This window comes from Denitromonas halophila (assembly GCF_007625155.1).
Classification (GTDB): domain Bacteria; phylum Pseudomonadota; class Gammaproteobacteria; order Burkholderiales; family Rhodocyclaceae; genus Nitrogeniibacter; species Nitrogeniibacter halophilus.
Window position 1 is genome coordinate 170925 of the sequence record NZ_VMNK01000003.1, and the last position, 12707, is coordinate 183631.

The following is a 12707-nucleotide window of genomic DNA, read 5'->3' on the forward strand; positions in this document are numbered from 1 at the left end:
CACCATCGGGCCGCAACACACTGGCGAGCCAGCCATCAGCTGAACGGGCGTGCCGCCGCGCGCCAAATGACATACGATCAGGGTATCGTTAGTACGACGCCATACCACCTGGACACCTCATGGCTAACACGCCACACAACCCTCGCGAGACCGACGCACTGATCGGCTTTCGCGATGAAAACGACGCCCCCGCGACCTCGTCGTCCCCCGTCTGGCGCGTCCTGTCCGTCGACGACGACCTGGGTTTCCAGCAAGCGCTGGCCCATGCCCTGCGCAACTTCCACATCCTCGGCCGATCGCTGGAGTTGCAACAGGCCTACAGCCTGTCCGAGGCAGCACACCTGCTCGCCAAGGATCGCGATTTCGCGGTGATCCTCGCCGATGTGGTGATGGAGACCGAGGACGCCGGGCTGCGCCTGGTCAAGGGCGTACGCGAGATGCTCGGCCTGCACGAGCCGCGCATCGTGCTGCTCACCGGCCAACCGGGCTTCGCGCCGGTCGACGAGGTGATGGAAACCTACGACCTGTCCGACTACTGCCTCAAGTCCGACCTGGCCAGCCGCGGCCTCAAGAACGTGCTCACCGCGGCCATCCGCGGCTACAGCCAACTCAGCGCAATATCCTCAGCACGCAAAGGCCTGCAGCTGATTCTCGAAGCCAGCAACCGGCTCACCGCCGCACGTACCATCGAGCAGATCGCCAGCGCGGTGCTGGTCGAACTGGCCGACCTGCTCAAGGTGCCCGCCGAGGGCATCGTCTGCGTCGAAGGTCTCAACGGCGCCGAGGCGACACCGGCGGCTGAACCAGTGATCATCGGCGCCGCGGGTCAATTCGAGGTCTATCTGAAGGGCTCGCTCATGGCCCTGCCGGACCGCAGTATCGCCGACAGCATTACCGCCGCCCTGGCCGGACGCCACCCCATCGCACGGGACGATTTTCAGGTGCTGTATTTCCCGCGTCAGCATGCCATGGCCGACTATGCCGTCTACCTGGCGACCGGCCGGCCACTGGCGGCCGCCGAACACGAACTGCTCGGTGTGTTCGCGGCCAATGCTTCGAAAGGTTTCGGCAATGTAGCCTTGATCAGCCGCCTCGACCGCATGGCCTATGAGGACGAATTGCTGCGTATTCCGAACCGCGCCGCGCTGCTGCGCGAGATCGAACGCCTGCGCATCGGCACCGCGAGCGGCCAGCACCGCATGCTCTTGATCGACCTGGACAACTTCTCGGGCCTCAATGATGCCTTCGGTGTGGTGTTGGGCAACCGCATCCTCGGCGCGCTGGTCGAGCCGCTGCGCCAGGCCTTCCCGCCGCCGGCCCTGATCGCCCGCATCACCGCCGACCTGTTTGCGGTCATCGGCCCGGTCGAGCAGGTCGACCACCCACGTGCGATGGCCATCTTCGCCTCGCCGCTGCGCGTAGACAACGACTACTACCACCTGACCGCCTGCGCCACCCACATCCGCCTCGACGCCGTCCCGGGCAGCGCCGCTGAGTTGTTGCGCGCCGCCTGGACCAGCCTGCGCGCCGCCAAACAGCGCGGCCCCGGCAACAGCGTGGCCTACGATCCGGACATCGAACGCCGCGCTGGCGAGCGCTTTGCGCTGATGTCGCGCCTGGGCCAGGACCTGCAGCGCGATGCCCTATTCCTGGTCTTCCAGCCCCAACTCTGTCTGAGCACCGGTCACATCGTCGGCGCCGAAGCCCTGCTGCGCTGGCGCACCGACACGGGCCTGATCCCGCCCGGCGAGTTCATCCCCATCGCCGAGAAATCCGCCTACATTCACGCCATCGGCGACCAGGTGGTACGCCAGGCCTGCACAGCACTCAAGGCGCTCAATGCCGCCGGGCTTCACGAAATAACACTGAGCGTGAATGTGTCCGGGCGCCAGTTCGACACCCCCGGGCTGGCCGAGCGGGTGGCCGCCCGCTGCACCGAGGCCGGGGTCGATCTGCACCGGCTCGGCCTCGAGATCACCGAAACCGCAGCCATGACCAATTTCGGTCAGGTGGCCCAGGCGCTGCGCAGCTACCGCGCCGCGGGCGGCCTTGTCGCGATTGACGATTTCGGCACTGGCTTGTCCTCGCTCGAATACCTGCGCGACCTGCCGGCCGATCATCTCAAGATCGATCTGAGTTTCGTCCGCCACCTCGAACAGGACGAACGCAGCCGCCAGATCGCCCGGATGATCATCAAGCTGGGTCGCAGCCTTGGCGTCGGCCTGATTGCCGAAGGCGTCGAAACCCGCGGCCAGGCCGACTGGCTGCGTGACAATGGCTGCCAGACTGGCCAGGGCTGGCTGTTTTCGCGGCCCCTGGCCTTGCCGGATTTCATCGACTTCTGCCGGCAGCAGAGCCCGCGCTGATGCCCGCCCGCCCCATCCGCAGCACGGGACTGTGTGCACGGCTGCGACCATTCTGGATCGTGCTGCCCTACGTGCTGCCCTGGTGGATTCTGGTGCCCACGCTCACCACCTTGCTCTACCAGAGCCGGCTGCAGAACGACCTGACCCAGCTTGCGGTGGCACAGTCCGACTATGTCGGCGGACGCACGGCAACCCTCACCAACGCCCTGATCCGCCTGACCAACGACATCCGCCTGGTCGAGCATGTCACGCGCAGCGCTCATGATCACTTGCCCGCCCCCATTGCCAGCGAACGCCTCGGGCGTTTCTTCGGCAATCTGCTTGACGCCCACCTCGACTATGCCCAGGTCCGCCTGCTCGACCCGGCCTGCCGCGAGCGCCTTCGGATCGAGCGAGCGGCCGACGGGCGCCCCACCCAGGTTCCCGACAAAGATCTCCAGGACAAGTCGCGACGCCCCTATTGCACCAAAACTCAAGCGCTGCCTGACGGACAGGTCTATCTGTCGCCGCTCGACGCCAACATCGAGTTCGAACGCGTGGTGCTGCCCCTTGAGCCGGTGCTGCGCATCGCCATGCGTGTCGTACAGGCAGACGGCACCCCCCTGGGCATCGTGGTTCTGAACTACGACGCGGCCCCGCTACTCGCCGCCTTCACCGACCATAGTCGAACCGATGCCGCGCTGATCAACGCCGACGGCTACTGGCTGCACGCCCCCGACCCGGCCGACGCTTTCGGCTTCGTCACCGGCCAGCACGATAGACGACTCGGCGTTCGACATCCCGCGCTGTGGGCGCACATTCGCGCAAGCCCGCGCGATACCGGTCAAATCCGCCTCGACTCCGGACTGTGGACCTTCCGCCGCGTCGCCCCGGCCGGCACCTCGGCACAACTGCACGCGCCCATCTGGTACGTCCTCAGCCAGATTCCACCCGAGACCCTGGCCCAGGTGCGCCACAAGCAGCTCGTCGCTCACCTCGCGCTGGCCGGTACCGCCTTGCTGGCGCTCACCGGCCTCTCCCTCGCCCTGGCCATCAGCCGCCTGCGCCAGCAGCGCACTGGCGACGCGCTTGCCCGCAGCAACCAGGCATTGGCCCAATCGCTGGCTCAGCTCGAACAATCCCAGGACGACCTCATCCGCAGCGCCAAACTCGCCTCGCTCGGCTTGATGGTCGCCGGCGTCGCGCACGAGCTGAGCACCCCGCTCGGCTCGGCCATGCTCGCCAGCGGCAGCCTGAAGGAGCAACTCGCCACACTCGAAAAAGCCTTTGCCGAAGGGCTTCGCCGATCCGACATGACGCGCTTCACCGAAGCCCACGCCGCCGGGCTGGCGCTGCTGCGCGACAATCTGCAACGCGCCGCCCGGTTGATCCATCAATTCAAGGCGGTCGCGGCCGACCGTGCTACCGCCACCCGCCACAGCTTCGATCTGGCCGACACCGTCAGCGACGTCCTGGCACTGATGCAGAACGATCTTAAGCACACTCGCCACCAGGTCGAGCTCGACATCCCGCCGGGGCTGACGCTCGACAGCTATCCCGGCCCGCTCGGGCAGATCGTCCAGAACCTGATCAGCAACGCCGTGCGGCATGGCTACACCGATGGTCGTGTAGGTCATATCCGCATCGTCGCCCGCCCCAAGGAAGATCAGGTAACGCTGTCAGTGATCGACGACGGCCACGGCATTCCCGTCGAAGCGCGGGAACGTATCTGGGACCCCTTCTTTACCACGCGACGCCACCAGGGCGGCACAGGCCTGGGGCTGCACCTCTGCCAGCATATGGCCACTGCGGTGCTCGGCGGCACGCTGACGCTGGCCAGTGCCGCGACGGACCAGGGTTGCGAGTTCCGGCTGAAAATCCCGATGTCGGCCCCCGACAAGCCAACCGTGGGTCAGGCGAGCACGCCCCACACCGCGAACACGGCCGAGCGCACCGCGCGCAACACCGGCTCACCCGCCCGCTGACGCAAACAGGCAAAACGCAACGAGACGGTCGGCGTCGGTTCCAGCGGCAGCGGGACGGCGTAGATCTTGCCCGTTTGAGCGGCGCGTTCGATGTCTTGCAACCGGGTAATCGCCAGCCCCACGCCAGCGGCAACCATGGCCAATACGGCGTCTTTCTGGTTGGCGAGCATGCTGCGTTCTGGCCACAGGGCGTGGGGCTCGAACATGGCCTGCATCACGCTGTGCTGCACCCGATCGGGTGAGGAGTGGATCCACGGCTGGCGGGCGAGCGTGGCGATGTCGGCCGCACCGATGGCCTCGCGCAGGGCGACGGGTGCGGCGATCGCCATGTCTTCTTCGCGCAGCACCTGGCTGTCGAACAGGCTGTCATCGAGCGTGCCGCTGACAAAGCTGGCGTCGAGCCGGCCGCTCTTCAGCTTGGGCAGATTGGCGCCGGTGGTGCCGCCGAGGAATTCGAGTTCGAGCCGCGGGTGACGCGTCTTGAGCAGGCTTTGCAACTCGACCAGTCGCAGAAAACCGGCGTCAGTATTGAGCCCGATACGCACGGTGCCAATCACTTCGCCGCGCAACTCCTGCGCGTGCAGCCCGACATCACCGACAGCCGCGAGTGCGTGCCGGGCACGTGCGAGCAAGGCCTCGCCGGCGGCGGTCGGCAGCATGCCCTTGGGCGTGCGCTCGAACAGCGCCAGCCCGAGCTCTTCTTCGAGCGCCTTGATATGCGCGCTGATCGCCGGCTGGCTGACGCACAGGCGCTCGGCAGCGCGTGTCAGATGGCGTTCCTCCGCCACGGTGACGAAGGTTTTGAGGTGGTAAAGCTCCATGGCAGACCCTGGGGTGATCGTTGCGTGCGGCCAGCACCGCACAACCGCAGTACACACCAGATCGCCACCCTATGCCATGACGATTTCACCGCCACCGACCGGGCCACCTCGCCGCGCAGGACCGGCGCCAGCATGCCGGCACGCCTAGAATGGCGAAACCCCCTTTTTGGAGCGCAACATGAACGAACAGAAAGTCGCCCTCATCATTGGCGGTGGCAGCGGCATGGGCGCCGACGCGGCGCGGGCCATGGCCGAAGCCGGCTACGCGGTGGCGGTGCTGTCCTCGTCCGGCAAGGGCGAAGCGCTCGGCGCGGCGCTCGGCGGGATCGGGCTGACCGGCTCGAACCAGTCGCCGGCCGACCTGCAGGCGCTGGTCGATGCGGCAATGGCCAAGTGGGGCCGGATCGACGCGGTGGTCAACAGTGCCGGCCACGGCCCGAAGGGCGACATCCTGGCCATGACCGACGCCGACTGGCTGGCGGGCATGAACACCTATCTGCTCAACGTGGTGCGCATCGCGCGGCTGGTGACGCCGATCATGCAGGCGCAGGGCGGCGGCAGCATCGTCAACATCTCGACCTACGCCACCTTCGAACCCGAAGCGAGCTTCCCCACCTCGGGCGTCTTCCGCGCCGGGCTGGCGGCTTTCACCAAGCTGTTTGCCGACCAGTACGCCAAGGACAAGATCCGCATGAACAACGTGCTGCCCGGCTTCATCGACAGCCTGCCGGAGAAGGACGACCGCCGTGCGCGCATCCCGATGGGGCGCTACGGGCGGGTGGAGGAGGTATCGAAGGCCATCGTCTTCCTCGCCGGCGACGACGCGAGCTACATCACCGGGCAGAACTTGCGGGTCGATGGCGGCATCACCCGCTCAGTCTGAGTCCATCACACCTTCGCAACCGAGCCCGCCATCCGGGCGCGGCCGCCAATAGAGCGGCAGGTAGTGCGCAATGAACGCGCCGAAGGCGAGCCCCCAGCCGCCGCCCGCGAGCCACAACAAGGTCCCGTCCGCCGGCCACCACGACCAAGCGGCGCGCGCCACGGCCGCGAGCAGCAAGACCCCGGCGGCGATCGGAATCCAGCGCCGGGTATCCAGCTCGCGCCCAGTGTGAATGCGCCCAGCGATGTTCATCACCACGAAAATGCTCAGCCCCAGCGCGCCGATAGCGAGCAGATGCCGCCCGCCGCTGACGCTGCCGAGGTCGGTCAGCACGGCCACACCGATCAGCGCGTAGCCCAGCGCCATCGCCACATACACCGCATAGAGCATGAGCACCCAGCGGCGCAGCAGTACGCGGCCCAGATGCCAGTCGCCCTGCAGATTGAACAGCGCCGCCGCCGCGGCCAGCGCCAGCCAGCCGGCCACGGGGGCACCAGGGGCGAGCACGTCGGCCAGGGTGAACAGGACGATGCAGGCCACCGCCAGATGGCGGCGCGGCGGCCGGGCGAGGTAGCTGACGGCGGTTTCGCCGAGTGTGTCGAGCGCGGAGTTGACCACGCGCATCGAGATGCGGCTCATGACGATCACCACCAGCACCATCACCACGCCGATGGCCGCATGCAGGCTGCGCATGGGCGGCTCGCCGCGCAGCACGTCGGTGTAGAAGCCGGCCGTCACCGCCAGCCAGGCGAGCAGCGCCCACAGGATGCTCAGATGCCGGCGCGCCGGATCACGCCACAGCAGGGGCGCCACCAGCGCGATCACCACCAGCACCGGCGCCACGTTCAGCACCGCCGCCGGCCACGGCCCGATCACCCCGCTGGCCGACCAGGCCACCCGCCCGCCCAGCCACAGCAACACCAGCGCGAGCACCGCCGGACGCGGCGCCGCCGGGCCGTCGACGAACTCCGGCACGGCGGTGAGCACAAAGCCGGCAATCGCCGCAAAGGTAAAACCGAAGAGCAACTCGTGCGCATGCCACACCACCGGCCCGCCCGGCACCCCGGGCAGCGGCCAGCCGAGGAGTAAGAAGCCGAGCCATGCAGCCATGCCGAGCACGGCCGCGCCGGCCGCCAGCAAAAACAGTGGCCGGAAGGCGCACAGCATCAGCGGCGCGGCGAGCAGGCGGTTCAGCATCGCAGCCCCCCGACGGCCGCCAGGGCAAGCGGCGCCGCCGGCGCGGGCGCATCAAGACCGAAGCAGGCGCGCACCGTGGCGTCGTCGAGCAGGCCGGCGGTACGGGCATAGACCTGCGCGTCGGTGCGCTGCGCGGGCGCATCGTCGAAGCGAAAGCCCGTGGCGATGCGCCCGGGCTCGGGCGCCATCACCCACACCGCGTGGGCGAGGCGCACGGCTTCCATCAAGTCGTGGGTGATCATCAGCACCGCCATCGGCCGTCGCGCCTGCTCGGCCAGCAACTGGCGGTACAGCTCGGCCTTGAGGCCGACATCGAGCGCCGAGAAGGCTTCGTCGAGCAGCAGCAGATCGGGCGCCAGCACCAGCGCACGGGCCAGCGCGACGCGGCTTTGCATCCCGCCGGAGAGCTGCTGCGGATACTGCGCCAGCGCGGTGTCGTCCAGCCCGAAGCGCCGCGCCTGATCGCGCGCCTGCGCATGGCGCGCGGCACGCGGCACGCCACGCGCCTTGAGGCCGAGGGCGATGTTGTCGAGCGCGCTCTTCCACGGCAGCAGGCGCGGCTGCTGGAACATGCAAGCGCTGCGCGCGAAGCCGTTGCGAATGGCGCCGTCTTGCAGCGGCAGCAGGCCGGCGACCAGATGCAGCAGGGTGGTCTTGCCACAGCCCGAGGGGCCAACCAGCGCGTGGATGCGCCCGGCCGGCAGGTGCAGGTCGATGCCCGACAACACCGTGCGCGCCCGGTAGGCGTGGCCGACGCCGGCCAGCTCCAGCGCGGGCGCGGTCACGCCAATGTGCGCCATCGTTCCACCTCGCGTTTGACGGGCTCCAGCAACAGGTACTCCACCGCCAGCAGTGCGCCGACCACGGCCACGATCCAGGCCAGCGTGCCGGCGGTGTCGAGCTGCGAGCGGGTCACCGCCAGCGCCGCACCCACACCATCGGCGGTGGCCAGCAGCTCGGCCATCACCACCACCTTCCAGGACACGCCCAGGGCGGTGATCCAGGCCGGAAACAGGTAGGACAGCACATGTGGCAGATAGAGGTCGAACAGGCGCTGCAGCGGCGGCAGCGCGAAGGCCTGCGCCATCTCGCGCAGCTGGCCGTCCAGCGTACGCACGCCCTGCATGGCGCCGATGAAGATGGGCGGAAAACAGGCGACAAACACGGTGAACACCGGCGTGCCGTCGCTGGCGCCAAACCACAGCATGGCCAGCACCAGCCAGCCGATGGGCGGCGTGCCGACCAGCACGGTGACCCACGGCCGCGCCATCATCGAGGCGGTCATCGACAGCCCGGCGAGCATGCCCAGCGCGCTGCCGATGCCCAGCGACAAGGCAAAGCCGGTGAGCGCGCGCCGGCCGGTGATGCCCAGCTCGGACCACGCATTGCCGTCGGTGAGCAGGCCGTGCAAGGTGGCCAGCACCGTGCGCGGGTCGGGCAGCGCCAGCGGGTCCAGCCACTGGCTGGCAAACTCCCAGCCCGCCAGCAACAGCAAGAGGCTGGCGATGGCGCCCCAGCCGCCCCACAGGTAGGCGGGCAGACCGGCCAGCCATTGGCGCAGGATGCCGATCATGGCGCGGCGAAGAAGCCGTCGTCGGGCAACCGGCCGCCGATCAGCGCGGGGTCCTTGGCCATCAGGCGGTCGAAGAAAAACTGCAATTCGGCACGCGCCGCTTGCGCCGACACGGCCTCAAGGCGGCTGTGGGCGAGCGAGTCGGCCACCGCCTCGGGCATGAGCTGGGGCACATGGCGGGCCACGGCCTGGCCGCATTCGGTGGCATGGTCGCCGCACCACACCAGGGCGTCGGCGTAGGCCTCGGCCACGCGCGCGGCGAGCGCGGGGTCTTTGAGGGCCGCGCCCATCGCCACGATACCGGCCTGCGGCATGCGCGCCTCGCGCTGGAAGGTTTTGCCCCACTCGACTTGCAGATCCACGCCGCGATGCAGCTCCGGCGCGATCACGCTGATCGGGAAGGACTGCGTCTTGCGCAGCGCCATCGACACCGCCGGCTCGGCCAGCAAGGCATGGTCGATGCGGCGCATGATCAGCAGCTGCATGGCATCGAGCGGCGAGGCCACGTAGCGCAGGTGGAAGTCGCGCTTGGGGGCGATGCCCTGCGCCTCGGCGAGCACGCTGAAGACGATGTCCGGCATGTCGGCGCGGAAGGGAATGGCAACCTCCTTGCCCTTGAGGTCGGCCAGCGTGCGCACCGCCGGGTCGCGGCTGACCAGCCACAGCATGCCCCAGGTGGACACATTGAGCAGCTGCAGCGGAACCCCCTTGTTGTAGAGATTGGCGGCGACGTTGGTGGGCATGGCGAGCACGTCAGCCTTGCCGTTCAGCGCCAACACGCGCAGCTGGTCGGGGTCGCGCCACAGCACGAACTCGACCGTCTCGGCCACGTCGGCCAGCGCGCCGGATTCGATCATGCGCACCAGCGGGAAGGACACCGCCGCCGGCGGGCCGGCGAGCACCAGCCGCGCCAGCTTGTCCGCCGCCTGCGCCGGTGCGCTGACCAGCAGCACGCTGAGGCACACCGCCCACCACAGTCGCCGTGCCATCTCAGAAACGCCCGGTCAGGGTGAGGGTGATGTTGCGCCCGGTGGCGGCGATCTCCTGCCCCGACAGGCCGAGCGTGGTGTGCTCGTGGTACTCGCGGTCGAACAGGTTGCTCAGCTTCACGCCGAGATCGGCGCTGTTCAGGCTGCCGAGCTTGCCGAAGCGCCAGCCGAAGGCGGCGTCGGTGGTGACGAAGCCGGCGGTTTCATTCTCGCCGCCATTGGTAAAGATCGTCGCCACGCGGTCCTGCCGGGCCACGGCACGCACCTGCCCGCGCCAGTAGAAGCCCTGCCCGGCCGGCTGGCCGACGCCGATGCGCACTTCGGGCGGCGGCATCTCGGCCAGCGGCTCGTCGTCCTGCTTGTTATCGCCACGCAGCCAGGTGAAGCCGGCATCGGCCACATAACTTCCCACCGGCACGCTCAGGCTGCCTTCGGCGCCATAGATCACCACCTGGTCGAGGTTCTCGGTGAGCTTGACCGGCAGGCCATTGGGCGCGTTGGTGCCGGTGACCCGGCCAGCGATGTAGTCATCGATGCGGGTGTGGAAGAGCGCCAGGTTGTAGTCGAGCGACGCGTTGCGGCCCTTGATACCGATCTCGATACTGGTCGAGCGCTCGGGGTCGAGCTGCGGGTTGCCGACGTGGTAGTAGCCATCGCCCCGGGCCGCGTCCTCGAAGCGCTCGCGCATGTCGGCAGCACGGTAGGCGCTGCCGATGTTGATGTAGGGATTGAGCAGCGGCGACACGGCGCGAATGGCGCCGAGGGTCCACGACACGGTGTTGTCGGTCTTGTCGAGGCTGGTGGTGGCCGCGCCTTTTTTCGCGGCATCGCCCTGCACCTGGTCAAAGCGCAAGCCGGCGACAAGTTGGGTGGCGCCGAAGCGCATCTCGTCCTGCACAAACAGGCCGGTCGAGGTGATCTCGCCGTCGCTGAAGGGGTCGTTGCGCACATTGTTGTTGAACAGCGGCGCGTTGTTGTCCATGTAGCGGGCGGGGTCGCCGGTCATCTGCCAGGTGTCGGCGCCGATGGTGAGCAGGTGGTCGTCGCCGATCGGGAGCAGGTAGCGGCCGCGCGCGCCGTGGGTGACGAAGGTAACATCGTTGCGCACATAGTTGCGCTGGATAGTATCGGACCAGGCGCGGATCTGGCGGAACACCTCTTGCCGGTAGACCTCGGCCATCAAGGTGCCGCTACCCAGCGCGGTCTTGATGCCGCCTTCGATCAGCTCGCGGTGCTGCTCGGGCGAGTGGATGGTGACCGTGCCCAACGGCGCCGGAATACCCGCCCCGCCCGGCTGGCCGCCGGTGCGCGCCGAGCCGGGGTACCACACGTCGTGGTCGCGGTGGCGCTGCAGGTTGAGATGCAGTTCGGTGGCGGAGGAGACGCGGAAGGCGTACTTGAACAGCAGGTCGTCGGTCGAGTAGCCGGTGCGATCGACCGTGCCGGACGGGCTGTCATAGTCGTCGACCTCCTTGGCCGCGACACCGACCACCAGCGCATGGTCCGGGCTGCCGAAGCGGTAGAGCGCGGCGCCAGAGACGCCCGAATCGGCGCTCGAAGCACCGAGCGAGAACTGGCCGCCGTGGGTGGGGGTATCGGTAAAACGGGTAGGCGCGGTGATGAAATTCACCGTGCCGCCCAGCGCGCCGCTGCCATACAGCACCGAACTCGGCCCCTTGACCACCTCGGCGCGTTCGAGCAGGCCGACGTCGAGCAGAGAGGCGATCGAGCCATAGGGCTGGGCCGAGTTGAGGCGCACGCCGTCGACCAGCACCACCACACTCTCTTTTTTCAGGCCACGGATAACCGGGTTCTGACCCCAGGCGCCGTCGGTCTGTACCGCCAGGCCGGGCTGACCGCGGAACAGTGCACCGGCCGGCGCGCCGGCATCGGCCGCTTCGGGGGCGACCACAGTGACGGCCTGCGGGGTGTCGAGGGTGTCGGCCCGGGTGCCGCGGGCGGTGACGTTAACGGTGCCGAGTTCGGCGTCGGCATTGGCCAGCGTAGCGGTCGCCGGCAAACACAGGATAGCCAGCGCCAAGGGACGCAGTTGGAAAAGCATGCTCCACTCCAAGTGAGTGGGCTGGCTGGCGTTCGGCTGGCTGACCCGGGGATTTGATGATTCTCAGTTTATACAAACGAGAATCATTCGCAATTGATGATCATCAATTTCCGGGACTGCCGTCATGGCGTGATTCAATCGAGGTGGATGGCCTCGCGCGGATCGTCCGGCGATTCGGTGGCGTCGAACAAGTGATCGAAGTGCTGGTGCGCCGGAATATGGAAAGCCAGCGCCCGCCCACGATGATAGATGCCGCGCAGCCGGTTGGCGGTTTCCCACACATGTACATAGCTGTCACTGACCGCCACCTTGGCCATCGGATGGTCGGCATCGCCTTCGCGATAGAGCACGACATCGGTCACATGAAAATACGGGCGCAGGCCATCGGCGATAAGCTCAACGGTCGTATCGGCTTGCAAGCCGCCAAGAATGAAATACATCAGGCCACCACATCGTCCAGGGTCAGGTGCCAGCGCTCCAGCGCGCGGCGCAACAGGGATTGTTCAGGGTCGCTGATCGACCCGTCCGATTTTGCCAGGACGACCATAGCGCGGATGACCAGCAGGCGTTGCTGCGGGTTGGTCACCGCGTCGAGCAAGGCGTCGATGTGCGCTGGGTCAAGCACGGCAACCCGCGCCTCCGCCGACTCGTCGAGCAGCTCGGCACTCAGATCGGCCACGGCGCGCAACAGCGCATCGCGACTCAGGCCGACCAGTCCGGGGATGTCATGGCGGTCAAGCGCCGCCAATTCACCATCGGCCAGCTCGCCGTCGGCCATCAGGGTCAGTCCAATAAGGCGGGCAATGGCGTTTCGGGTGTCATGACCAGAGGTCGGCATCAGTCCATCTCCAT

General features: G+C 67.9%; 11 protein-coding genes. 3 read left to right on the top strand and 8 right to left on the bottom strand.

Annotated features, from left to right (window positions below):
* Positions 1-119 precede the first annotated feature (119 nt).
* Positions 120-2366: a putative bifunctional diguanylate cyclase/phosphodiesterase gene (locus FHP91_RS02865; protein ID WP_144308158.1), complete on the top strand. Its 2247-nt coding sequence runs from the start codon at positions 120-122 to the stop codon at positions 2364-2366.
* Positions 2366-4330 carry a sensor histidine kinase gene (locus FHP91_RS02870; RefSeq protein ID WP_144308159.1) on the top strand — a complete coding sequence of 655 codons (1965 nt, stop codon included), beginning with the start codon at positions 2366-2368 and terminating at the stop codon, positions 4328-4330. Before FHP91_RS02865 ends, FHP91_RS02870 begins: the two co-directional genes overlap by 1 nt.
* Here the strand turns inward: FHP91_RS02870 and FHP91_RS02875 are convergent.
* Positions 4258-5151: a LysR family transcriptional regulator gene (locus tag FHP91_RS02875; RefSeq protein WP_144308160.1), complete on the bottom strand. Its 894-nt coding sequence runs from the start codon at positions 5149-5151 to the stop codon at positions 4258-4260. The two genes, FHP91_RS02870 and FHP91_RS02875, sit on opposite strands and share 73 nt — an antisense overlap.
* Before the next feature lie 178 nt (positions 5152-5329).
* Here FHP91_RS02875 and FHP91_RS02880 point away from each other — a divergent pair, with 178 nt between their 5' ends.
* Entirely contained in the window at positions 5330-6034 is a 705-nt protein-coding gene (locus FHP91_RS02880; protein ID WP_144308161.1) for an SDR family oxidoreductase, read from the top strand.
* Here the strand turns inward: FHP91_RS02880 and FHP91_RS02885 are convergent.
* The 7 genes from FHP91_RS02885 to FHP91_RS02915 all read right to left on the bottom strand — a co-directional run bounded on the left by FHP91_RS02885 (position 6026) and on the right by FHP91_RS02915 (position 12693).
* The gene (locus FHP91_RS02885) at positions 6026-7231 is read right to left on the bottom strand and encodes an NnrS family protein (RefSeq protein WP_144308162.1); all 1206 of its coding nucleotides are present in this window, start codon (positions 7229-7231) and stop codon (positions 6026-6028) included. The two genes, FHP91_RS02880 and FHP91_RS02885, sit on opposite strands and share 9 nt — an antisense overlap.
* Positions 7225-8031 carry an ABC transporter ATP-binding protein gene (locus tag FHP91_RS02890; RefSeq protein ID WP_144308163.1) on the bottom strand — a complete coding sequence of 269 codons (807 nt, stop codon included), beginning with the start codon at positions 8029-8031 and terminating at the stop codon, positions 7225-7227. The genes FHP91_RS02885 and FHP91_RS02890 overlap by 7 nt, the downstream gene beginning before the upstream one ends.
* Complete coding sequence (locus FHP91_RS02895) at positions 8013-8801, bottom strand: ABC transporter permease (protein ID WP_144308625.1); 789 nt, start codon at positions 8799-8801, stop codon at positions 8013-8015. Before FHP91_RS02895 ends, FHP91_RS02890 begins: the two co-directional genes overlap by 19 nt.
* Positions 8801-9793 carry an ABC transporter substrate-binding protein gene (locus tag FHP91_RS02900; RefSeq protein ID WP_144308164.1) on the bottom strand — a complete coding sequence of 331 codons (993 nt, stop codon included), beginning with the start codon at positions 9791-9793 and terminating at the stop codon, positions 8801-8803. The genes FHP91_RS02895 and FHP91_RS02900 overlap by 1 nt, the downstream gene beginning before the upstream one ends.
* A gap of 1 nt (position 9794) precedes the next feature.
* The gene (locus FHP91_RS02905; protein WP_144308165.1) at positions 9795-11855 is read right to left on the bottom strand and encodes a TonB-dependent receptor; all 2061 of its coding nucleotides are present in this window, start codon (positions 11853-11855) and stop codon (positions 9795-9797) included.
* A 134-nt stretch (positions 11856-11989) separates the two neighbouring features.
* Complete coding sequence (locus FHP91_RS02910; RefSeq protein ID WP_186301426.1) at positions 11990-12295, bottom strand: RNA-binding protein; 306 nt, start codon at positions 12293-12295, stop codon at positions 11990-11992.
* Positions 12295-12693, bottom strand: coding sequence for a TerB family tellurite resistance protein (locus FHP91_RS02915; RefSeq protein ID WP_144308166.1), 399 nt, complete (start codon positions 12691-12693; stop codon positions 12295-12297). The genes FHP91_RS02910 and FHP91_RS02915 overlap by 1 nt, the downstream gene beginning before the upstream one ends.
* Positions 12694-12707 lie beyond the last annotated feature (14 nt).